General features: G+C 70.4%; 14 protein-coding genes. 3 read left to right on the top strand and 11 right to left on the bottom strand.

Features of this window, described 5'->3' with window-relative positions:
• Positions 1 to 2: 2 nt before the first annotated feature.
• The 3 genes from KKZ08_RS27225 to KKZ08_RS27215 all read right to left on the bottom strand — a co-directional run bounded on the left by KKZ08_RS27225 (position 3) and on the right by KKZ08_RS27215 (position 5,826).
• Positions 3 to 4,412 (bottom strand): trypsin-like peptidase domain-containing protein, encoded by a 4,410-nt coding sequence (locus tag KKZ08_RS27225; protein ID WP_223776937.1) that lies wholly within the window; start codon positions 4,410 to 4,412, stop codon positions 3 to 5.
• 92 nt (positions 4,413 to 4,504) lie between these two features.
• Positions 4,505 to 4,855 (bottom strand): CU044_2847 family protein, encoded by a 351-nt coding sequence (locus KKZ08_RS27220; RefSeq protein ID WP_223776936.1) that lies wholly within the window; start codon positions 4,853 to 4,855, stop codon positions 4,505 to 4,507.
• A 386-nt stretch (positions 4,856 to 5,241) separates the two neighbouring features.
• Positions 5,242 to 5,826 (bottom strand): TetR/AcrR family transcriptional regulator, encoded by a 585-nt coding sequence (locus KKZ08_RS27215; protein ID WP_223776935.1) that lies wholly within the window; start codon positions 5,824 to 5,826, stop codon positions 5,242 to 5,244.
• Positions 5,827 to 5,934: 108 nt separating this feature from the next.
• Between KKZ08_RS27215 and KKZ08_RS27210 the strand changes: the two genes are divergently transcribed.
• Positions 5,935 to 7,530 (top strand): MFS transporter, encoded by a 1,596-nt coding sequence (locus KKZ08_RS27210; RefSeq protein WP_223776934.1) that lies wholly within the window; start codon positions 5,935 to 5,937, stop codon positions 7,528 to 7,530.
• Between the two features lie 57 nt (positions 7,531 to 7,587).
• Here KKZ08_RS27210 and serA read toward each other — a convergent pair whose 3' ends face one another.
• The 6 genes from serA to KKZ08_RS27180 all read right to left on the bottom strand — a co-directional run bounded on the left by serA (position 7,588) and on the right by KKZ08_RS27180 (position 17,559).
• The gene (serA, locus tag KKZ08_RS27205) at positions 7,588 to 9,192 is read right to left on the bottom strand and encodes a phosphoglycerate dehydrogenase (protein ID WP_223776933.1); all 1,605 of its coding nucleotides are present in this window, start codon (positions 9,190 to 9,192) and stop codon (positions 7,588 to 7,590) included.
• 224 nt (positions 9,193 to 9,416) lie between these two features.
• Complete coding sequence (ilvC, locus tag KKZ08_RS27200; RefSeq protein WP_127909881.1) at positions 9,417 to 10,418, bottom strand: ketol-acid reductoisomerase; 1,002 nt, start codon at positions 10,416 to 10,418, stop codon at positions 9,417 to 9,419.
• Between the two features lie 112 nt (positions 10,419 to 10,530).
• Positions 10,531 to 11,058, bottom strand: coding sequence for an acetolactate synthase small subunit (gene ilvN, locus KKZ08_RS27195; protein ID WP_030785263.1), 528 nt, complete (start codon positions 11,056 to 11,058; stop codon positions 10,531 to 10,533).
• A 29-nt stretch (positions 11,059 to 11,087) separates the two neighbouring features.
• Positions 11,088 to 12,935 carry an acetolactate synthase large subunit gene (locus tag KKZ08_RS27190; RefSeq protein WP_223776932.1) on the bottom strand — a complete coding sequence of 616 codons (1,848 nt, stop codon included), beginning with the start codon at positions 12,933 to 12,935 and terminating at the stop codon, positions 11,088 to 11,090.
• A gap of 233 nt (positions 12,936 to 13,168) precedes the next feature.
• Positions 13,169 to 16,219, bottom strand: coding sequence for an EAL domain-containing protein (locus KKZ08_RS27185; RefSeq protein ID WP_223776931.1), 3,051 nt, complete (start codon positions 16,217 to 16,219; stop codon positions 13,169 to 13,171).
• 386 nt (positions 16,220 to 16,605) lie between these two features.
• Positions 16,606 to 17,559, bottom strand: coding sequence for a 2-hydroxyacid dehydrogenase (locus KKZ08_RS27180; RefSeq protein WP_223776930.1), 954 nt, complete (start codon positions 17,557 to 17,559; stop codon positions 16,606 to 16,608).
• A gap of 119 nt (positions 17,560 to 17,678) precedes the next feature.
• Between KKZ08_RS27180 and KKZ08_RS27175 the strand changes: the two genes are divergently transcribed.
• Both KKZ08_RS27175 and KKZ08_RS27170 read left to right on the top strand, forming a co-directional pair.
• Positions 17,679 to 18,704 carry an aldo/keto reductase gene (locus KKZ08_RS27175; protein ID WP_223776929.1) on the top strand — a complete coding sequence of 342 codons (1,026 nt, stop codon included), beginning with the start codon at positions 17,679 to 17,681 and terminating at the stop codon, positions 18,702 to 18,704.
• A gap of 37 nt (positions 18,705 to 18,741) precedes the next feature.
• The gene (locus KKZ08_RS27170) at positions 18,742 to 19,968 is read left to right on the top strand and encodes a PQQ-dependent sugar dehydrogenase (protein ID WP_223776928.1); all 1,227 of its coding nucleotides are present in this window, start codon (positions 18,742 to 18,744) and stop codon (positions 19,966 to 19,968) included.
• 1 nt (position 19,969) lies between these two features.
• Here KKZ08_RS27170 and KKZ08_RS27165 read toward each other — a convergent pair whose 3' ends face one another.
• Positions 19,970 to 20,206 (bottom strand): DUF6191 domain-containing protein, encoded by a 237-nt coding sequence (locus KKZ08_RS27165; RefSeq protein WP_223776927.1) that lies wholly within the window; start codon positions 20,204 to 20,206, stop codon positions 19,970 to 19,972.
• A gap of 130 nt (positions 20,207 to 20,336) precedes the next feature.
• Positions 20,337 to 23,456 carry a LuxR family transcriptional regulator gene (locus tag KKZ08_RS27160; RefSeq protein ID WP_223779211.1) on the bottom strand — a complete coding sequence of 1,040 codons (3,120 nt, stop codon included), beginning with the start codon at positions 23,454 to 23,456 and terminating at the stop codon, positions 20,337 to 20,339.
• Positions 23,457 to 23,530: the final 74 nt, after the last annotated feature.

The following is a 23,530-nucleotide window of genomic DNA, read 5'->3' as shown; positions in this document are numbered from 1 at the left end:
CGTCATGAGTCGCAGACAGGTCTTGGGGATTGACCCGGCAGGTACAGCGACCATTCCTGCTGGGTGAGATCGCGGACAACTGCCTTGCAGATCTTCCGAATCGACTCGGCGGGACGCGGAAGGTGGACATCCCACAGTCGAACCGGGGTCGAGTTGCTGTCACTGGTGGCGAGAGTACGCCCGTCCGGACTGAAGAACAGGCCGTTCGTGGTGCCACTGTCATGCAGGGTGGCCCAGACGTGGTCGATGGTGATGTCCCACAGCAGCACGTCACGATCGGTCTGGACGGCCAGGATGCGGCTGTCCTTCGGATGGAATGCCACACTGCCGCTGCTGCTTGTTCCCTTGAGCGCCCGGCCCTTTCGAGACTCCGCATCCCATAACCGGACTCCCTTGTCGGCTCCCCAGGTGGCCAGGGTTTTTCCGTCCGGGCCGAACTCCAAGTCGGTCTCGCCCTTCGTTTCCGGAAGGGTCCAGGCTTTTTGGGTTCCCAGGTCCCAGATGCGGGCCCCCTTGCCGTCTGCCCAGGTGGCCAGGGTTTTTCCGTCCGGGCCGAACTTCAGGACGGTCTCGTCGTCCGTTTCCGCAAGGGTCCAGGCCTTTTGGGTTCCCAGGTCCCAGATGCGGGCCCCCTTGCCCTCTGCCCAGGTGGCCAGGGTTTTTCCGTCCGGGCCGAACTCCAGGACGGTCTCGTCGTCCGTTTCCGCAAGGGTCCAGGCCTTTTGGGTTCCCAGGTCCCAGATGCGGGCCCCCTTGCCCTCTGCCCAGGTGGCCAGGGTTTTCCCATCCGGGCCGAACTCCAGGACGGTCTCGCCGTCCGACCCCCGCAGAGCCGAAGCCTTATGAGTTTTCAGATCCCACAGCCGGACGTCCACACTGTTGGAAATGGCCAGTGTGCGGGCAACCTTGGGGTGGAAGGCAAGAGCCGCGGTCCCCGGAGGGAGCTTCTTGCTCTCGCCGCTGACCGCACTCCACAGGTGTACCTCATTATTCACTTCTTTTTTTGCGTAGGTCGGCCCGGTCGCGACGAGGCGACCGTCGGGGCTGAACTTCGCCGGCGAGCCGCCGAAAGGGCTGCCCTGCGGCGTGAGGCGCCCCAAGGGGCGGCCGGCATATGCGCCTTCGCTGTCACACCGTCGCTTTTTAGGGAATTGCTCCGAGTGGTATTCCCACAGCGTTACAGCGCTCATTGAGGGGCCTGTGCTGTAGGCAGGGGTTGAGGGAACGGTGGCAAATGTCTTCCCGGTCGAGCTGAAAGTCACCCAGTTGCTTTCGGTACAGGGAAGAACGCCACGGGCCTGGTGGATGCCGGTGTTCCAGATCCGCACCATGGCGCGGTCTTCGTCAATGGCGGCAAGAGTGCGCCCGTCCGGGCCGAACGTGACGGAACCGAAAGGTGTGCGGCTGAGAGTGGTCTGGAGCTGGCCGGTTGCCGAGTTCCACAATTGGACTCCGCTCTCGCCGCTGGTGGTCACGGTCCTGCCGTCCGGGCTGAACGCCACCGAGACGAAGCCGGTGGCGTCCAGGGTGGCCGTGCTCAGACCGATGGTGGCATCCCACAGCTTCGCCTTCCCTCCCACCGCTCCGCCGGGTCCGGTCGCGAGCTTCTTTCCGTCAGGGCTGAACGCGACAGATGCCGCGGACCCTTCGGAGTCCTCCCCCGGAGATTCGCTCGACAACACTTCTCCGGTCGCGACATCCCATAGCCAGGCCAAATCGTTACCTGCGGCAAGCGTGCGCCCATTGGGGCTGAAGGCCACAGATTCGATGGTCCCGATTAACGAAGCTTCTGAGAAGTCGAATCTCCGGATAAAACTCCCGGTGCTTATGTCCCACAATTCGGCTTCGCCGTCGACGCTTCCCGTGGCTAAGGCATTCCCCTTCGAATCCACGGCTACAGCGGTGATACTCTTGCTGCGAGCGACGGTTCTTAGAACTTTCCCAGTGACCGTGTCCCTGATCTGCACCCCCTTGGACCCGGCAATGGCAAGGAATCGACTGTTTTTGGGGTCGAACGCAATTGACTTAACGGTGTCGCCGTAGGTGAAGGTGCGCAAGGTTTCACCGGTTGCCGCATCCCGTAGTTGCACACCGGTGTCGCGAGCAATCGCGAGGGTGTTTCCGTCGTGGGGGTCGAAGGCCACCGAGTGGGCGTCCTTGGGGACACCGAAACTCCGTGTCAGAGGGAATTGGGATGCGCTCTGAAGGCTGGCGATCGCCTCGGCCGTGGGGCTCACGCGATACGCCTGGACGGCCAACAGCAACGCGAGATCGGCGTTCTCGGTGAGGAGGCTTGCCGATTGGGCGGAGAGCTGCCGGGACAGGGCCTGCCGCTCTGCGGTGGCGGCGCTGCGCTGTTGCTGGAAAGCGATGCCCGTGGCGACCAGTGCGAGGACGACCAGGACGATGAGAGCGACGTTGATGCGCCGCGTGCGACGGATGGTTCTTTGGTGGTGGCGCCGACTGGCCGTGACGATCGCGGAGACATCGGCCGGCAGCGGCCGCTGTCCGACCCACTGCAGGCCTTCGGCCAGTAGGGAACCGTCCAGAAGATCACCTGGCAGGCCACTGCGGGAATAGCGGATCTGATGTTCGGCGACACGGTGCAGCCAGAGGTGGAACCGCTGATCGCGGGCGACCCACTCACGGAGGCCGGCCCAGTCCCGGACGAGCGCGTCGTGGATGAGTTCGGCCGCCGGTTCCCCCGCAGTCTCACCACGGGTGGTGGTGACTCCGGTGATGACGATCCGGTAATGGGTGAGGGATGCCAGCACTGCTTCGAAGGCGGTCTCGGCGTCCGGACCTCCCCGGTGGGCGTCGACCACCAGGGAGCGCAGACGGCTGAGAGGGACGAGGTGGCGTGTGGCGGGGATGCCGCCCGACTCGTCAGCGGGCCGGACCAGCGAGGTCAGGAGCCGTTGCGCCATGGGTCGCTGATCGGCGGGCAGTTGATTGAGAGCCGTATCGCACCACGTGGTCATGCTGCCGGTGACCTGGCCGGTTCTCTCGTACGCGGCGTGAGTCAGCCGACCGTCCTCACGGCGCCGCCACAGCTCCCGCAGAGCGAGCTCCAAGGGCGGCAGCAGGGTCACCGGTGCCTGCCGCCCCGTGGACTCGGCGTCGAGAACGTCGTTGATGATCCGCTCGGTCAGGCCCTTCTCGATACGCAGGCCGACGGCCTCGGCCGGCTTGGTGACAATCGCCTCGAGTTCCCGGCGGCTCACGGTCGCGGGCACGTTCAGCAGTCCGGGAAAGGCGGCTCGCATGAGATGAGGGGCGAAGGCGTCGAGGGGAGCATAGAAGTCGTTACGCATGATCAGCAGAATGGTCACGGCGACCGGGGAGTCACTCAGCTCCACGAGTTGAGTTGCCGCGCTCTGCCGCCTTTCGGACGCCCCGCCACCGGATGCGGGGCCCGGCTGCGTGAGAAGTTCCTCGAACTGGTCGACGACCAGCAGCAGTCGATCGAAGTCGGGCTCCGCCGCGAGGCGGGCCTCGACCGCCGCCGTCAGGCCGACGGTGGCAGCGCCGGGCAACCCCGCACCGTCCAGTTCCGCGAAGAAGTCCGGACCGGGCCGAACAACCACGGGCAGCCAGCGGTCGCTGCCCGGGAGCGCCCCGTCGGCCAGGGCGGGCAACACACCTGCGTTGACCAAAGAGGTCTTTCCTGCTCCGGAGGAGCCCAGCAGCATCAGCATCCGCCGATGCCCTCCAAGCGCCTCCAAGACCTCCTCCACCGCCGCGTCGCGGCCATGGAACCAGCCGACGTCCCCAGCGGTGAACGGCTCCAGCCCCAGGTACGGGCACACCTCGTGCTCAGCCAGCTCGGGCCGGACCTGGCGCAGCACATCGACCGGCGTGGCATACGCGATGCCCATCCCCCTCAGGTGGGCGTCAGGAGTGGTGATGGCAGTAACCATGCCGATCACCAGCCCGGTCGCCCCGTCCACGACCGGCCCGCCGCTGAACCCGGTCGTCAGGCTGTTGGCCCCCGTCAGCTGCAACAGCTCGCCCGTACCGGTGCTGTCGGGCAACAGATCACCGACCGTGCCGAAGCCGAAATGGCCGCCGGGGGGCGCCTGGGCGGGGAACCCGAACGAGGAGACCCTGTGCCCCTGGCACCCCGCCCCCGACCCCAGCGGTAACGCCCGTACGCCTGTGGGAACACTGCTCAGCTCCACGAAGGCGATGTCTTCGGCCTCCGGTTTCCGCCACTGCTCTGCTGGTACCTCACCCCACACCCGCGGCGCACTCGGCAGGTGCGGGAAGGCGAGTTCCACCCGGCCGCCCGGTACCTGTCCGGCCGCGCGCACGACATGCGCACAGGTGACGACGACACTCTCACCAACCAGGAAACCCGCCCCGGCCACCTCGCCGTCCGTTGCCAGTACCTGGACCACCGAATCCGGCATGGACCCAGGTGCCTCACCGGGGGTTGTCGGGTGGGGGGCGGCCCCCACGGAGCGGTTGCGGCCTCCGTCTGCCGGCAGGCCTTCATCGGCCCTCATGCTCCGGCGTCTCCCGCGGCGGGCGCGGGCTCATCCTTTTTCCAGAGCAACCGGATCTTCAGGTGAACGGCTGCGCCGCTCTTGATGATGACGGCGCCGGCCTCCGACGAGAGATTGACCCCGAACTCCACCTCGGCCTCGTCCGGCCCCGCCTCTTTCAAGTGCTCCAGTACCACCCGCGCGGTCTCCCGAACCGGCACCAGAGCGGCCTGCAGTGTCTGCGGCAGCTCACGGATCGCATCCCCGACCCGCCCCGCCTTCACTGGCCCGCCGAGTTCCAGTTCCGGCCCGGCTTCGAACAGGATCACTCCGCCGCCCTCCAGCGGCACCCGCGTCAGACCTTGCATCAGATGCCTCCCCGAGAAGTCGGAACGTGCCACCCCCACGCTGCCTGACAGTCGAACACATCAGCTGTCGCGGGAGAGGCCGAACCGAAGAAGAAGGAGCAGACGCCCTCCTTGGATTTCGTGCGAACAGCCTTCATGCACGTTGCGCATCACACGGGGATTCCGGAGTTTCCGCAGGAACCACTGCTCACGATCAAGCGGAACTCACAGGGGCGGGTAACGAACTGCCGCTGCGGTGGTCTCGGAGCTGTACGTCATGCCGAATGACTACAACATCAGGGGTTACGTCCCGGCCACCTGCATGGACTGGTAGTCGCCCACACGGCGTTCCCCTCGCGCGCACCCGCGGCCGCACCTCGGCCGGCCGCCGGGTGCGCGCACCCGTTTCAGGCCTCGCCCCGCGCCCGCTCCATCACCCGCCGCAGCCCCTCGGTCAGCTGCTCGGCGGTGGTCGCCGAGTCCGGGTCGAAGAGCCACTGCACCATCAGGCCGTTGAGCAGCGTGGTGTAGAAGCGGCCCTCGCTCTCCAGCACGTCGTCGGGGAGCGCGCTCTCCTCGATGCCGGTGAACAGCGCCGCGAGTCCGCTGCGCCCCTGCTTCTGCGCCTCGATCAGCAACTCGCGGATACCCGCCAGGCGTTCGCCCTGGGTGATGACCTCCAGCGTCATCATCCAGATGGGCCGCGCCTCGGGGACCGAGCGGATGAGATGGCCCCAGACCTCCTGGAACCGCTCCAGACTCCCCTTGCCCGCGCTCCCCTCGATCCGCGAACTCTCGAAATCGTCCGCCACCGGCTCGATGAGCGCGATGTACGCCTGCGCGAGCAGCGCGTCCTTCGACCCGTAGTGGTAGCCGATGGACCCGAGGTTCGTCCCCGACTCCTTCACGATGTCGCGGGCCGTCGTCCGCGCGAACCCCTTCTCCAGCAGGCAGCGCTTGGCCCCTTCGAGCAGATCTTCACGGTGTCCCATGCGGGCAGCCTAAGCCGTTCCATACAGGTGTCCCATACCCGCGTCTTACACGGCCGATTTATACGACCGTACTAGACACCCGTATAAGACATCCGTACAGTCGCCGCCATGCAGACGAACCCGCACGCTCCCGCCCGTGCCACCCGCAAGGAGTGGACCGCCCTCGCCGTCCTGATGCTTCCGCTGCTGCTGGTCTCGATGGACGTCTCCGTCCTGTACTTCGCGATACCGCAGATCAGCGCCGACCTCGACCCCAGCGGCACCCAGCAGCTGTGGATCTTCGACATCTACGCGTTCGTGCTCGCCGGACTGCTGATGACGATGGGCTCGCTCGGCGACCGCATCGGCCGCCGCAGGCTCCTGCTGTTCGGGGCCACGGCCTTCGGCGCCGCCTCGGTCGTCGCCGCGTACGCCGACAGTGCCGAGACGCTGATCGCGGCCCGCGCGGTGCTCGGCATCGGCGGCGCCACCCTGATGCCGTCCACCATGGCGCTGGTGCGCGCCATGTTCCACGACGCGGGTCAGCGCGCGACGGCGATCGGCATCTGGTCCGGCGTCCTGATCGCCGGTATCGCGCTCGGCTCGGTGATGAGCGGCGTCCTCGTCGAGTACTTCTGGTGGGGCTCGGTCTTCCTGGTCAACCTGCCCGCGATGGTCGTGCTCCTGCTCCTCGCGCCCCTGCTGATCCCGGAGTCCAAGGACCCGGCGCCGGGCCGCTTCGACCTGCTGAGCGTGCCACTGTCGATGGCCGCGGTACTGCCGCTGGTCTGGGGCCTGAAGGAGACGGCCGCCGAGGGCATCCGGACCGAGTACGTCGCCTCGGTGGCCGTGGGCCTGGTCTTCGCCGCCCTGTTCGTCCACCGCCAGCGCACCACCGCCTCGCCGATGATCTCGCCGGACCTCTTCCGCGGGCGCGGCCGTACGTTCGGCGCCGCCGTCTCGCTGAACCTCGTCTCGGCCCTGGCGGTGATGGGCTCGACGTACTTCACCACCCAGTACCTCCAGTCCGTCCTCGGCAAGAGCGCCGTCGAGGCCGCGCTCTGGGCGCTGCTGCCCTCGGTGCCGATCGGCTTCGCGGCGCCCGTCGCCACCGCGCTGGTGCGGCGCGGCGTGGACCGTGCGCACGTCGTGGCCGCCGGTTTCGTCGTCGCCGCCGGTGGCTGCGGTCTGCTCGCCCTGGCCGGCACCGACTCCCTGTGGGTGGTCCTCGCCGGCGCGGGCGTCATGGCCTGCGGCTCGGTCGTCGTCGGCTCGCAACTGACCGACCTGGCGCTCGGCGCCGCCCCGGTCGAGAAGGCGGGCTCCGCCTCGTCACTCCTGGAGACCGGACAGGAGTTCGGCGGCGCGATGGGCATGGCGCTTCTCGGCTCCATCGGCAACGCGGTCTACCGCGACGCCATTCCCGGCTCCGCACCGGCCGAGGCCCGCGAGACGCTCGGCGGCGCGGTGTCCGCCGCCCACCACCTGCCGGGGCGGGCGGCGGACACGCTCCTGACGACGGCGCGCGAGGCGTTCACCAACGGCATGCACGCCGCGGCGCTGACCGGCGCGGTGATCCTGCTGGCGGCGGCGACCGTGGCGGCGGGGGCGTTGCGCACGAAAAAAGCCGGACGAGCCGGGGAAATATCCCCCGGCCCGCCCGGCACATCCAGCCCGTCCGGCACGTCCAGCCCGTCCGGCACATCCAGCCCGTCCGGCGTCTGAGGACGAACTCGGCGAAGCCGGTGATGACGGGGCCCGAAGCTCCAGGGCCCCTAACCCCTAGTCCGTGAGGTTCACCGCGCGCGCGGACTCCGCGCCGATCTCGGCGGCCAGCTCGGTCAGGACCGACTGCGGGACCGTGTCGTCGACGGTGAGGACCGCGAGGGCCTCGCCGCCCACATCGGCGCGCGCGACCTGCATGCCGGCGATGTTGATGCCCGCCTCGCCGAGGACGCGGCCGACGGTGCCGACGACGCCGGGGCGGTCGGCGTACCGCAGGACGACCATGTGCTCGGCGAGCGCCAGGTCGACGTCGTACTCACCGATGGCGACGATCTTCTGGAGGTGCTTCGGCCCGGCCAGGGTGCCGGAGACGGCGATCTCCTCGCCGTCGGCGAGCGTGCCGCGCACCGTGACCACGTTGCGGTGGTCGGGCGACTCGGAGCTGGTGGTGAGGCGGACCTCGACGCCGCGCTCCTGGGCGAACAGCGGCGCGTTCACGTAGGAGACGGTCTCGTCGACGACGTCCTCGAACACGCCCTTCAGCGCGGAGAGTTCGAGCACCTTGACGTCGTGCTGGGTGATCTCGCCGTACACCTCGACGTCGAGGCGGGCCGCGACCTCGCTCGCGAGGGCGGTGAAGATGCGGCCGAGCTTCTCGGCGAGCGGCAGGCCGGGGCGGACGTCCTCGGCGATGACGCCACCCTGGACGTTCACCGCGTCGGGCACGAGCTCACCGGCGAGGGCGAGACGCACCGACTTGGCGACGGCGATGCCCGCCTTCTCCTGCGCCTCGTCCGTGGAGGCGCCGAGGTGCGGGGTGCAGACGACCTGGTCGAACTGGAAGAGCGGGGAGTCCGTGCAGGGCTCCTTCGCGTACACGTCCAGACCGGCGCCCGCGACGCGGCCCTCCTTGAGGGCGGAGTACAGCGCCTCCTCGTCGACGATCCCGCCGCGCGCGGCGTTGACGATGCGGACGGTCGGCTTGACCTTGTGCAGCGCCTCGTCGCCGATGAGACCGAGGGTCTCGGGCGTCTTGGGGAGGTGCACGGTGATGAAGTCGGAGACTTCGAGGAGCTCGTCCAGGGACAGCACCTTCACGCCCATCTGGGCGGCGCGGGCGGGCTGCACGTACGGGTCGTAGGCGACGACCTTCATGCCGAAGGCGCTCATGCGCTGGGCGACGAGGGCGCCGATGCGGCCGAGGCCCACGACGCCGAGGGTCTTCTCGGCCAGCTCGACGCCCGTGTACTTGGAGCGCTTCCACTCGCCGTTCTTCAGGGCGGAGTTGGCCTGGGGGATGTTGCGCGCGGTGGCCAGGAGCAGGCCGCAGGCCAGCTCGGCGGCCGTCACGATGTTCGAGGTCGGGGCGTTCACGACCATGACGCCGGCCTTGGTGGCGGCGGACACGTCGACGTTGTCCAGGCCGACGCCGGCGCGGGCGACGACCTTCAGCTTCTTGGCGGCGGCGATGGCCTCGGCGTCGACCTTGGTCGCGGAGCGGACCAGGATCGCGTCGACGTCGGCGATGGCGGGCAGCAGCTCGGCGCGGTCCGCGCCGTTGCACTGCCGGATCTCGAAGTCCGGGCCCAGGGCGTCGACAGTGGCCGGCGACAGCTCTTCAGCGATGAGTACGACGGGTTTGCCGGTGGCAGCAGTGCTCACGTGAGTCCTCACAAGTCCCTTGCGGACGGCCGTCCCGACGGCCGCAGGCGGAGTCGCTTAGCCGCGTGGAAGACGCACGACGCTGTGGGCCCGACGCGAATGTTGAACAGAAGCATAGTGGCGCCGAACGGATCAGCATGCGCCTCTGCGGAAGGATCACCCGTCCGTGGCTGGACGGGGTGGACAAGGGCCGGGGCTTGCGCCCCGGCCCTGTGCCGTACGACTTACGCGTCGTCGTCGTTGACCCAGCTCATGAGCTTGCGCAGCTCCTTGCCCGTGGTCTCCAGGAGGTGGTTCTCGTCCTGGGTCTTGTACTCGTTGTACTTCTTCAGACCGCCGTGGTACTCGTCCATCCACTGCTTGGCGAACGTGCCGTCCTGGATCTCCGCGAGGACCTTCTTCATCTCGGCCTTGGTGGCGTCGGTGATGATCCGCGGGCCGGTGATGTAGTCGCCCCACTCGGCGGTCTCGGAGACCGACCAGCGCATCTTCTCCAGGCCGCCCTCGTACATGAGGTCCACGATCAGCTTCAGCTCGTGGAGGCACTCGAAGTAGGCGATCTCCGGCTGGTAGCCGGCCTCGGTCAGCGTCTCGAAGCCCGCCTTGACCAGCGCGGCGGTGCCGCCGCAGAGCACGGCCTGCTCGCCGAACAGATCGGTCTCGGTCTCCTCGGTGAAGGTCGTCTTGATGACGCCCGCGCGCGTGCCGCCGATGCCCTTGGCGTACGAGAGCGCCAGCGGGAAGCCGTTGCCGGTGGCGTCCTGCTCGACGGCCGCGATGCACGGGACGCCGCGGCCCTCCTCGTACTGACGGCGGACGAGGTGGCCTGGGCCCTTGGGGGCGACCATGCAGACGTCGACGCCCTCGGGGGCCTTGATGAAGCCGAAGCGGATGTTCAGGCCGTGGCCGAAGAACAGCGCGTCGCCGTCCTTGAGGTTGTCCTTGATGGACTCCTCGTAGACCTGGGCCTGGATCGGGTCCGGCACCAGGATCATGATGACGTCGGCCTCGGCCGCCGCCTCGGACGGCGTGACGACCCGCAGGCCCTGCTCCTCGGCCTTGGCCTTGGACTTGGAGCCCTCGTGCAGACCGACGCGGACGTCGACACCCGAGTCACGGAGCGACAGCGCGTGGGCGTGGCCCTGGCTGCCGTAGCCGATGACCGCGACCTTGCGGCCCTGGATGATGGACAGGTCGGCGTCGTCGTCGTAGAACAGCTCGGCCACTGGGAATCTCCTATGTGTGCTGGTGTTGCGTCCCACCGTACGGCGGGTTCAGTGAGGGAAGTTCAGGGGTCTCGGTATCCGAGAGGACCGCGGATACGGGAAGGCCCCGGGGTCAGGCGCTGCGGTCGAGCGCCCGCAGGCTGCGGTCCGTGATGGAGCGGGAGCCGCGGCCGATCGCGATGGTGCCGGACTGGACGAGCTCCTTGATGCCGAAGGGCTCCAGCATCTTGAGCATGGCCTCCAGCTTGTCGCTGCTGCCGGTGGCCTCGATGGTGACGGCCTCCGGGGAGACGTCCACGGTCTTGGCGCGGAAGAGCTGGACGATCTCGACGATCTGGGAGCGCGTCTCGTTGTCGGCGCGGACCTTGGCGAGGACCAGTTCGCGCGCCACGGCGGCGCCCGGCTCCAGTTCGACGATCTTCAGGACGTTGACGAGCTTGTTGAGCTGCTTGGTGACCTGTTCGAGCGGCAGGTCCTCGACGTTCACCACGATGGTGATGCGGGAGATGTCGGGGTGCTCGGTGACGCCCACGGCGAGGGAGTCGATGTTGAAGCCGCGGCGCGAGAACAGGGCGGTGATCCGGGCGAGGACGCCGGGCTTGTTCTCGACCAGGACGGAGAGCGTGTGCTTGGTGGACATGGCTCGTGGTCTCTCTTTCGCTCTCGGTCTCAGTCGTCTTCGTTGTCGCCGAAGTCGGGGCGGACCCCGCGGGCGGCCATGACCTCGTCGTTCGAGGTGCCGGCGGCGACCATCGGCCAGACCTGGGCGTCCTCGTGGACGATGAAGTCGACGACGACCGGGCGGTCGTTGATGGCGTTGGCCTCGGCGATGACCTTGTCGAGGTCCTCGGGGCGCTCACAGCGCATCGCCACGCAGCCCATGGCCTCCGACAGCTTCACGAAGTCCGGGACGCGCGTGCCCTTGTTGGGGCCGATGTCCTCGGGACCGCTGTGCAGGACGGTGTTGGAGTAACGCTGGTTGTAGAACAGCGTCTGCCACTGGCGCACCATCCCGAGGGCGCCGTTGTTGATGATGGCGACCTTGATCGGGATGTTGTTCAGGGCGCAGGTGGTGAGCTCCTGGTTGGTCATCTGGAAGCAGCCGTCACCGTCGATGGCCCACACCGTGCGGCCGGGCTGACCGGCCTTGGCGCCCATCGCGGCCGGGACCGCGTAGCCCATCGTCCCGGCGCCGCCGGAGTTGAGCCAGGTCGCGGGCTTCTCGTACTCGATGAAGTGCGCGGCCCACATCTGGTGCTGGCCGACACCCGCCGCGAAGATCGTGTCCTCGGGGGCGAGTTGCCCGATGCGCTCGATGACCTGCTGCGGGGAGAGCGAGCCGTCCTCGGGCTGGGTGTAGCCGAGCGGGTACGTCTCGCGCCAGCGGTTGAGGTCGTTCCACCAGGCGGAGTAGTCGCCCGTGTGGCCCTCGGTGTGCTCGGCCTGGACGGCCTGGACGAGGTCGGCGATGACCTCGCGGGCGTCACCGACGATCGGCACGTCGGCGGCGCGGTTCTTGCCGATCTCCGCCGGGTCGATGTCGGCGTGGACGATCTTCGCGAAGGGCGCGAAGCTGTCCAGCTTGCCGGTGACGCGGTCGTCGAAGCGGGCGCCGAGGGCGACGATCAGGTCGGCCTTCTGCAGCGCGGTGACGGCGGTGACCGCACCGTGCATGCCCGGCATTCCCACGTGCAGCGGGTGGCTGTCGGGGAACGCGCCGAGCGCCATCAGGGTGGTGGTGACGGGCGCTCCGGTCAGTTCGGCGAGGACCTTCAGCTCGGCGGTGGCCCGGGCCTTCAGGACGCCGCCGCCGACGTACAGGACCGGGCGCTTGGCCGCGGTGATGAGCTTGGCGGCCTCGCGGATCTGCTTGGCGTGCGGCTTGGTCACCGGGCGGTAGCCGGGCAGGTCCATCTGCGGCGGCCAGGAGAACGTGGTCCGGGCCTGGAGGGCGTCCTTGGCGATGTCCACGAGGACGGGGCCGGGGCGGCCGGTGGAGGCGATGTGGAAGGCCTCGGCGATGGTCCGCGGGATGTCCTCGGCCTTGGTGACCAGGAAGTTGTGCTTGGTGATCGGCATGGTGATGCCGACGATGTCCGCCTCCTGGAAGGCGTCCGTGCCGATGGCCTTGGAGGCCACCTGGCCGGTGATCGCGACCATCGGGACGGAGTCCATGTGGGCGTCGGCGATCGGGGTGACCAGGTTGGTGGCGCCGGGGCCGCTCGTCGCCATGCAGACGCCGACCTTGCCGGTGGCCTGGGCGTAGCCGGTGGCGGCGTGGCCCGCGCCCTGCTCGTGCCGGACCAGGACGTGCCGCACCCGGGTGGAGTCCATCATCGGGTCGTACGCGGGAAGGATGGCGCCGCCGGGGATGCCGAACACCGTGTCGGCCCCGACTTCCTCGAGAGAACGAATGAGGGACTGCGCACCCGTGACGTGCTCGACGGGGGCGGAGTGCTGTCCAGAGGATCGGGGCCGCGGCTGCGGATGGTGGGCCCCGGTGGCCTGCTCGGTCATCGGCATTCTCTTCTCGAAGCTGAGGGTTTTTGCGGGGGTTTTGCAGGGGTTTGGCGGGTGCCAGTGCAACAAAAAACCCCTCGTGCCGTGAGGCAAGCGAGGGGAGCGCGCCGGGTGCGGTCGCTGGGATCCGGTGTTCGGACCGGTCGGTCCCAGCTTCAGCCGACGCGCTTTCCAAGTACGAGAATTCGGGTGCGCATGGCATTGACCCTCCCCCCGGCACGCAGTGCCTGTCAAGTAGGTGGGATGGGGGTCTCATTATGTGAACGGGCGTAGGCCGAGAGGCCGGTGGCGTACGTCGCCGGGGAGCTCCCCGCGTACGTCCCCGTGGACCCGCCCGCGAAGGCTCCCGGCGGGCTGCCCGCGTAGGCCCCGGGGGGCCCGCCGGCGAAGACCCCGGCGGGTCCGCCCACGTACGTCGTGCCCGCGGGGCCGCCCGCGAGCACCGGCTCGGCCGGGCCGCGCGGCACCGGGTACTCGCCGAGGGAGAGCGCCCGGCGCAGCCGGTACTCGTCGAGCGGCCCGGAGAAGGCCACGCCCTGCCCGTGCGTGCAGCCCATCGCGCGCAGGGCGACCACCTGCTCGGGCAGGTCCACGCCCTCGGCCACGGAGAGCAGCCCGAGGTCGTTCGCGATGCGCAGCAGACCGGCGGTGATCTTGTGCAGCCGCGCGGACTCGACGACGCCCTCGATCAGGCTGCGGTCCAGCTTCAGCACGTCCACGGGGAGGCGGCGCAACGCCGTGATCGCGGCGTAGCCACTGCCGAAGCCGTCGAGGGCGATGCGTACGCCGAGCCTGCGCAGGGCCGTGAGGCGGCGCTCCAGGTCGTCCAGCGAGACCCGGGGGTCGTTGTCGGCCAGCTCGATGATGAGCGCCCCGGAGGGCAGCCCGTGGCGGGTCAGAAGCGCCTCGATGGAGCCGAGGGGCATGGAGCGGTCCAGCAGGCGGCGCGCGCTCATCCGGACGGCCACCGGCACCGCGTGGCCGGTGCGTCCGCGCTCGGCTGCCTGCTCGACGGCCTCTTCCAGCATCCAGCGGCCGAGCTCGGCCGTGCGGTCGCCCCCCCGGCCGTCCCCGGCCTCGGAGCCCCGCAGGAACTCGGCGGGCGTGAAGAGTATGCCCTGCGCCGAGCGCCAGCGCGCCTGCGCGGCGACCGCCGTGATCCGGCCGTCGTCGAGGGAGACCACCGGCTGGTGGAGCAGCGCGAACTCGCCGTCGTGCAGGGCGGAGCGCAGCCGGGTGGCGAGCTCCGCCTTGCGGACGACGTCGGCCTGCATCTGGGGGGCGTACAGCTCGACGCGCCCCTTGCCCGCCGCCTTGGCGCGGTACATCGCGAGGTCGGCGTTGCGCAGCAGCTCCCCGGCGCCGATGCCCGGTTCGGCGAACGCCACTCCGATGGACGCCGCGACACGTACGTCGTTGCCGTCGATGGCGTAGGGCTGGGAGAGGGTGATCCTCAGCCGGTCGGCGAGTTCGTAGATGTGCTGCTCCCTGGCGGCCTGGTCCCTGGTCCCGTCGCCGACGATGAGAGCCGCGAACTCATCGCCGCCGAGCCGGGAGGCGGTGTCGCCCGAACGCACCGCCTCCTGAAGTCTGCGCGCCGCCTGGATGAGCAGTTCGTCACCGGCCTGGTGGCCGATGGTGTCGTTGACGGCCTTGAAGCCGTCGAGGTCGATGAAGAGCACGGCCGTGCCCCGGTCGGTCACTCTGCGGCCGGTCAGGGCCTGGCTGACGCTCCGGGTGAACAGCGCGCGGTTGGGCAGGTCGGTGAGCGGGTCGTGTTCGGCGTTGTGCTGCAACTGCGCCTGGAGGCGGACCCGTTCGGTGACGTCCCTGCTGTTGAAGATCAGGCCGCCGTGGTGGCGGTTGACGGTGGATTCCACGTTCAGCCAGTCGCCGTTGCCCGACCTGAAGCGGCACTCGATGCGGGTGGTGGGCTCCTCGACGGGGTTGGCGGCGAGGAACCTGCGCACCTCGTGGACGACCCGGCCGAGGTCCTCGGGGTGTATCAGCGAGGCGAGCTCGGATCCCACGAGCTCTTCGGCGTCGCGGCCGTAGACCCCGGCGGCGGCCGGGCTCACGTACCGCAGGATGCCGTTCGGGGCGGCGATCATGATGACGTCGCTGGAGCCCTGGACCAGGGAGCGGAAGTGGTTCTCCTTCTGGGCCAGCTCCTGGGTGAGGGTGATGTTGTCCAGGAGCATGATGCCCTGGCGGGCGACGAGGGCGAGCACGACGGTGCCCGCCGTGAAGAGCACGACGCGGTCGACGCTCCGTCCGCTGAGTACGTTGTAGAGAATCCCCAAGGTGCAGACGGCCGCGGCGAGGTACGGCGTGAGGGCGGCCAGCGATCCGGCGATCGGCCGGGTGGCGGCGGCCCGCGCGTCCTCGGGGACCTCGTCCGGCACGCGCGCGTGGTCCGTCCCCGCTTCCCCGCGCAGGCGCCAGGGCGCGGCCCAGGGGGCGTAGGCGAGGAGCAGCGAGCCCGCGAACCAGCCGGCGTCGAGGAGCTGGCCGGAGCGGTACGTCGCGTGCAGCAGGGGCGAGGTGAACAGCGCGTCGCACATCACGGTCAGGGCGAGCGCGGCGATCGCGGTGTTCACCGCGGTGCGGTTGGCCGATGACCTTCTGAAGTGCAACGCCAGCACCATGCTGACCAGCGCGATGTCGAGGAGCGGGTAGGCGAGCGAGAGCGCGGCGTGCGCGACGTTGTGCCCCTCGAAGTGGGCGGTGTGCGCGAGGGCGAGGCTCCAGGAGAGCGTGAGGAGCGAGCCGCCGATCAGCCACGAGTCGAGGGCGAGGCAGCCCCAGCCCGCCTTGGTCACCGGGCGCTTGGCGAGCACGAGAAGGCCGATGATGGCGGGCGGGGCGAAGCACAGGAAGAAGAGATCGGCCAGACCCGGGCTCGGCACCTCCTGCCGGAGCACGACCTCGTACCAGCCCCAGACGCCGTTGCCGAGGGACGCCATCGCGGAGGAAACCGCGAAGAGCAGCCATGCGGGTCGAAACCGGCTGCGGCGGGTCCGGGAGTAGCGGAAGCAGGAGACCGCGGCGGCCGCGGCGGCGACGCTCAGCCCGAAGTCGCCCATGATCAGGGCGAGTCGCTCCGAACCCCAGCCGAGCGCGGAGCCCAGCGCGTACGCGCCGCAGATCAGCAGCAGCGCGAACTGGGAGACCAGGCCGCGACCGCCCGACAGGGAGCGGCGGGCCGGCGGCGTCCCCGGAGGCAGCGGGGCCGAGGAGGGGCCCGCTTCGAGGACGGTCGTGGCCGTCGGGGCGCTCACCGGACCGCCCTGGTCCGCGCCGCCCCCATGTCCGTCCGCCCCGTGCGTCGGCCGTACCCGTCCTGGCGCTGCGGGGCGCGGGGCCCCCCGCTCATGCGGTCCGCGCCGCTCCGGCGCCTGCCGACCGGTGTGCGCGAGAGTCGGCGACGGCTTTCCCGCCGCGTCGGATCGTCCGCCCATAGGCCATACATCGCCCGTCGCCCCCCTCGCTGTCCTACGTCTCATCCCCGGCGCCGAAAGGTCCACGGCGCATCCCCTGTCGGGACAATACACCAGCATCGTCACACAGGGACATAGCCGCTCTACGCTGCGTGACGATCAAGGCCCAAGCGAACACGGGGCGCACGCATACGAGCGCGTAGCGTGCAGGAAACGACCTCAGGCGATCAACTGCCTGTGGTCCGGACGACGTTGTCAAGAGGCTCGTGCGCGGCGTATCTGGTGACCTGGGCGGCGATCAGGCGCTTGGCGCGGGGCAGGAACGCGGACGTGGAACCGCCCACGTGCGGGCTGATGAGCACCTTAGGAGCGTGCCACAGGCGGTGGCCTGCGGGCAGGGGTTCCGGATCGGTCACGTCGAGGGCGGCGGTGATGCGGCCGGACTCCAGTTCGGTGATGAGCGCGGCGGTGTCGACCACGGGTCCGCGGGCCACGTTCACAAGCAGCGCGCCGTCCTTCATACGGGCCAGGAAACCGGCGTCCACCAGCCCTCGGGTGTCCTCGGTGAGCGGTGTCGAGACCACGACGACGTCGGCTTCGCGCAGCAGGGACGGCAGTTCGGCGAGCGGATGCACGGGACCGCGCTCCGTGGCACGGGCAGAGCGCGCGACGCGCGTCACCCGCGCACACTCGAAGGGGGTGAGCCTGTCCTCGATGGCGGAACCGATCGATCCGTAGCCCACGATGAGTACGGACTTGTCGGCGAGCGCCGGGTAGAACCCGGACCGCCACTCCTCCTGCCGCTGCCCCTCGACGAAACGCGGGATGCCCCGCAGGGACGCGAGGATCAGGCCGAGGGTCAGCTCGGCGGTGCTGGCCTCATGCACCCCACGGGCGTTGCACAGCCGTACTCCTGGGGCGAGGAACTTGAGCCCCGGCTCCATGTGGTCGATGCCCGCGGACAGCGTCTGCACGACGCGTACGGACGTCATCTCGGACAGGGGGCGCACGGAGATCTCCGTGCCCTTGAGGTAGGGCACCACGTAGAAGGCGCAGTCGGCCGGGTCCGCGGGGAAGTCCGGGCCGCCGTCCCAATAGCGGTAGACGAGGCCCGCCTTGGACGCGTCGGGGAGCCCCTGGATCTCGTGCGCTTCGTAGGGAAGCCATACATCTTTCGCCATGGTCAGGAGGCTAGTGCGCCCGCTCCCGGCGCCACCCGCGGGGAGGCCGCGCTCGGGCCGGGGACGGCAGCGGTTAGGTTTGGGTGATCTCCGGACGAGGGGCGGGAGGGTACGACCAGGTGGAGCGCAGGACGATCGGCGCGGGGGCGCTCGAAGTGGGCGCCGTCGGCCTCGGCTGCATGCCGATGAGCTGGGCGTACACCGGCTCACAGCAGCGCGGCGACGCGTCGATGCGCACCGTGCACGCCGCACTGGACGCCACGGGTGCCGCCGGTCCGGGGGTGACGCTCCTCGACACCGCGGACATGTACGGCCCCTTCACCAATGAGCTGTTGATCGGCCGGGTGCTGAAGGAGCGGCGTGCGGAGGCGTTCGTGTCGACGAAGTGCGGGCTGCTCGTGGGCGAGCAGCACATCGTCGCCAACGGCCGCCCCGGCTATGTGAAGCGGGCCTGCGACGCGTCGCTGCGGCGGCTCCAGACCGAGACCATCGACCTGTACCAGCTGCACCGCGCGGACCCCGAGGTGCCCATCGAGGAGACATGGGGTGCGATGGCCGAGCTCGTCGCCGCGGGGAAGGTGCGGGCCCTCGGGCTGTGCGCGGTGGGAGCGCGCTCGCATCGGCGTCCGGCGCCGGGGCGGCCGGGGGCCGGGCTGCACGATGTGACGATCCGCCAGCTGGAGCGGGTGCAGCAGGTCTTTCCGGTGAGCGCGGTGGAGGCCGAGTTGTCGGTGTGGTCGCCCGAGGCGCTGGAGGCGCTGCTGCCGTGGTGTGTGGCGCGCGGGGTGGGGTTCCTCGCGGCGATGCCGCTGGGGAACGGTTTCCTGACGGGGACGCTGACGCCCGGTCAGGGCTTCGAGCCGGACGACCTGCGGGCCCGGCATCCGCGCTTCACCGCCGAGATGATGGCCGCCAATCAGCCGCTGGTGGTGGGGTTGCGCCGGGTGGCGGAGCGGCACGGGGCGACGCCGGCGCAGGTCGCGCTGGCGTGGGTGCTCGCCCAGGGCCGGCATGTCGTGCCGATCCCCGGGGCCAAGCGGGAGCGCTGGGCGGTGGAGAACGCCGGGGCGGCGGGGGTGCGGCTGACCGGCACGGACCTGGCGGAGATCGCGGCGCTGCCGGCGGCGCTGGGGTCGTGGGACTGAGGCCATGGCGGGCGCCTCGTGATCTCGTGGTGGCGGAATGGGAACCTGCGGGGCCCGAGCGGTGTATGAACAGGAGAAGCGCTGCGTCGAAGGGACCCTGATCGTGCAACGACCTGCTGTTACGGCCGTGTTGACTGCCGCCGCCCTCGTCCTCGCGGTCGGGTGCTCGTCGGGAGGTGAGGACGCGCCGGACAACCGCAAGAGCCCCTCCGAACGGGGGAGGCAGAGCGAGTCCCCCACCGGAAAGCCGGGCGCCCAGCCCCCACCGGAGAAGGGCTCGGCGAAGGTCACCCGCACCCTCGCCACGGGCCTCGCCTCCCCATGGGGCCTCGCCGCGCTGCCCGGCGGGGACCTCCTGGTCTCCTCGCGCGACGAGGGGACGATCACCCGGGTGGACGGCACGACGGGCAAGAAGACGGAGCTCGGCTCGGTGCCCGGCGTCTCCCCCGGCGGCGAGGGCGGCCTGATGGGCCTCGCGCTCTCCCCGTCCTACGCCTCGGACCACATGGTGTACGCGTACTTCACGACGGAGTCCGACAACCGCATCGCCCGCATGCTGTACGACGAGAAGAAGCCCGCGGGCGAGCAGCTGGGCGCGCCCGACACGATCTTCAAGGGCATCCCGAAGGGCATGATCCACAACGGCGGCCGGATCGCCTTCGGCCCGGACAAAATGTTGTACGCGGGCGCGGGCGAGACGGGTGACACGGACCTGGCGCAGGACAAGAAGTCGCTGGGCGGCAAGATCCTGCGCCTGACCCCGGACGGCGAGCCCGCTCCCGGCAACCCCTTCGCCGACTCCCCCGTCTACTCCCTGGGCCACCGCAACGTGCAGGGCCTCGCCTGGGACGAGCAGAAGCGGCTGTGGGCCTCCGAGTTCGGCCAGGACACCTGGGACGAGCTGAACGAGATCAAGGCCGGGGAGAACTACGGCTGGCCCAAGGCCGAAGGCAAGGCCGGCGAGGAGGGCTTCCGCGACCCGCTCGCCCAGTGGAAGACCTCCGAGGCCTCACCGAGCGGCATCGCCTACGCCGAGGGCTCGGTCTGGATGGCGGGCCTGCGGGGTGAGCGGTTGTGGCGCATCCCGGTGAGGGACGTGGAGGGCGAGCCGAAGCCCCAGTCGTTCCTCAAGGGTGAGTACGGCAGGCTGCGCACGGTCCTCGCGGCGGGCGGCGACAAGCTCTGGCTGGTGACGAACGAGACGGACTCTCGGGGCACACCGGAGAAGGGCGACGACAAGATCCTGGAGGTGGAGGTGAAGTGAGTCAGCCGCGCGCGACCGCCTGCTCGTCGGAGTCCGGCGTCCCGGCGGGGTCCGGCGTCTCGTCCGCGCGGGGCGAGGGGACGGGTGGGCGTACGACCACCTTGCCCGATGACAGGTCGATCGGTCCGCGCCCGGGGTCACCGTCGGCGAGGTCGACGCGGGTCATCTCCAGACGCTTCTGCTCGTCGTCGGTGTGCTTGCGCCCCGGCGCGAAGAGCGCCTCGATCGCGTTGAACACTGCGCCTCCCTGGAGCCGAGTCTCTGTCGTCAAGCGTAAGCGAGGCCGCCGATAACCGACCGGGACCACAAAGGCGCAGGTCACCGCGGCAGGCTGCCGCGCGGCCGATGGGCCGGCGGTGGGCCGGCGGCTAGGTGGCGGCCTCCTGACTCGCGGTGGTCTCTCGGCCCGGTGGGAACAGCCGCAGCCGGTGGGCGAGCGCGGCGGCCTCGCCGCGGCCGGTGACGGACAGCTTGGCGAGGATGTTGGAGACGTGGACGCTCGCCGTCTTCGGGGAGATGAAGAGCTCCTCGGCGATCTGGCGGTTGCTGCGGCCCACGGCCACCAGGCGCAGGACGTCCCGCTCCCGGCTGGTCAGACCGAGCGCCTCGGCGGGGTCGGCCGGGGCGGCGGGGGCGCGGGTGGCCTCGGCGGGGTTCAGGGTGAGGCGGGCGCGCTGGGCCAGCCCGGTGATCGACTCGGTGAGCGGCCGTGCGCCGAGCCGTTCGGCCACCTCGGACGCTTGGCGCAGCAGTCGGGCGGCGCCGTCGCGGTCGGTGCCATCCGTGGCCAGGAGCGCTTCGGCCAGGCGCAGGCGGACGTGGGCGAGGTCGTAGGGCCTCTCCAGGGGTTCGACGGCGGCGACCACGGCGGCCCAGTCGGCGGGGCCGTCGCGGCCCTCGGCGCGCAGCAGTTCGGCGCGGGTCCACTCGTCGTAGGCGCGCCAGAGCGGGATGGGGGTGGCGAGGGATTTGGTGACCCGGCGGATGCGTTCGATGGCGGCGGGGCGGCCCGGCTCGGCGGCGGGCAGGCCGCGGGCGTCGGCCTCCATCGCGGCGGCGGACAGGAGGAGCGGCCAGCCGTACTTGTAGGTGCCGAAAGGGAGGCCCGATGCCAGACCGCGTTCGACCTCGGCGCGGCCGTCGAGGATGCGGCCCTCGGCCGCCGCGATCCCGAGGGAGATGCGGGCGAGCGGCAGGATGTACTGCGGCTGCGGGTCGTGGGTGCCGTAGTGGTGATAGGCGGCCTGGAGGTGGCGGGTCGCGGCGTCGTGGTCGCCGCGGAAGAGCGCCAAGCGTGCGGAGCACTGGGCGGCGGACCCCCGGGGCTTGGAGCTCTGCACGCAGCGGTGGGTCTGGGCGACGGCTTCGACGGCCTCGTCCCAGCGGCCGAGGGACAGGAGGGACTCGGCGGCGTTGGCCCACACCCAGCCCTCGGTGTCCATCAGGCCGTACTTCCGGCAGAACTCGATGCCCTCCATCGCGACCTTGACGGATTCGGCGGAGCGGCCGACGCCTTCGAGGGCGGAGGGGAGGTTGATGTGGGCGCGGCTGAGGTCGGTGACCAGTCCCTGCTCGACGACGCGGTCCCTGACCTCGTACATCTCGGCGAGGCCGGTCTCCGGGTCGCCCGCTTCGATGAGGAGGTTGCCACGGGTGAGGCGGGCGTTGAGTTCGATGGTGCCGGACTTGACCATGCGGGCGTACTCGACGGCCCGTTCGGCGGCGGCCAGGGTCTCCGGGCCCGGGTCGTGCAGCATGCCCCAGGAGGCGCGGTGGACGAGGACGTCGGCGTGCACCTCGGAGGGCGGCAGGCCGCGCATCAGCTCCTGGGCCCGCGCGATCTCGTCCCAGCCGTCGCCGCGGCCGAGGGTGGAGACGAGGCGGGAGCGCGAGACCCAGAACCAGGCGGAGCGCAGGGGGTCGTTCTCGCCCTCCAGGAGGCGCAGGGCGCGCTTGGTGATCTTCAGGGCGCGCTCGCGTTCGCCGCAGAGGCGTCCGGCGACGGTGGCCTCGGCCATCAGGTCCAGGAAGTGCAGCGGGGTGGTGGCGGGGTCGCAGCCGCAGGCGGGGTAGCCCTCGACGTAGTCGGCGGGGCGGAGTTGCTCGCGTACGCCGTCGGGGGCGTCGTCCCACAGCTCCATCGCCCGTTCGAGGAGGCGCAGTTGCTCGGCGTAGGCGTGCCGGCGGCGGGCCTCGACGGAGGCGCGCAGGACGGCGGGCAGGGCCTTGGCGGCGTCGTGCGCGTAGTACCAGTAGGTGGCGAGGCGGGCGGCGCGCTGGTCGGCGGCGACGAGCGAGGGGTCGGCCTCCAGGGCCTCGGCGAAGCGGCGGTTGATGCGGGAGCGTTCGCCGGGCAGCAGGTCGTCGCTGACGGCCTCGCGGACCAGGGAGTGCCGGAAGCGGTAGCCGTCGCCTTCGGGCGAGGCGAGCAGGATGTTCGCGCCGACGGCGGCCCGCAGGGCTTCGATCAGCTCGTCCTCGCCGAGCCCGGCGACCTCGGCGAGCAGTTGGTACTCGACGGTGGAGCCGCCCTCGGCGACGATCCGGGCCACCCGCTGGGTGTCCTCGGGCAGTTCCTCGACACGGACCAGGAGGAGGTCGCGCAGGGAGTCCGTCAGGCTCGCGCAGCTGCCGCCGTGGGAGGCGACGGCGAGTTCCTCGACGAAGAAGGCGTTGCCGTCGGAGCGGTCGAATATGTCGTCGACCAGGGCCTGTTCGGGTTCGGCCGCGAGTATTCCGGCCATCTGGCGGGCGACTTCGTCCTTGCTGAAGCGGCCGAGCTCGATGCGGCGCACCGTGCGCAGCCGGTCCAGCTCGGCGAGGAGGGGGCGCAGCGGGTGGCGGCGGTGGATGTCGTCGGCGCGGTAGGTGGCGAGCAGGACGAGGCGGCCGCCGCGCAGGGTGCGGAAGAGATAGGCGAGGAGATGGCGGGTCGAGGCGTCGGCCCAGTGCAGGTCCTCCAGGATGACGACGACCGTGCGGTCACGGGAGAGCCGCTCCAGGAGGCGGGCGGTCAGCTCGAACAGGCGGGCCACGTCCTGCTCGTCGGACCTGCTGGCGGCGCCGTATCCGTGGCCGTTTCCGTAGGTGGCGGCGCCGGCCAGTTCGGGCAGGATCCGGGCGAGTTCCTCCTCCTGGCCCTCGGCCGCGGCGGCCAGTTCGTCCGGAAGCTGTCGGCGCAGGGCGCGCAGGGCGGTGGAGAAGGGGGCGAACGGCAGGCCGTCGGCCCCGATCTCCACGCAGCCGCCGAGCGCGACGACGGCGCCCTGCTTCCGGGCGGCCTCGGTGAACTCCTCGACGAGGCGGGTCTTGCCGACGCCCGCCTCACCGCCGAGCAGCAACGCCTGCGGCTCGCCCGTGCCGGGGCCCCCGGCTCCTTCGAGCGGGGTGCCCGTGGCGCGGGCGAGCGCTTCGTTCAGTACGCCCAACTCGTCGGCGCGGCCGACGAACACCGGGCTGACGGACCTGGTCTCCACGTCCGCGAGCATCGCACAGTGCACGGACGGCACGGCACCCGCAGTCCGCGAACCGGTCACCGCCGCGCAGGACGTCTCGCGCGCCC

This window comes from Streptomyces sp. 135 (assembly GCF_020026305.1).
Classification (GTDB): Bacteria; Actinomycetota; Actinomycetes; order Streptomycetales; family Streptomycetaceae; genus Streptomyces.
The sequence above is the reverse complement of the archived record's forward strand: the minus strand, read 5'-3'. Positions and strand labels throughout refer to the sequence as shown.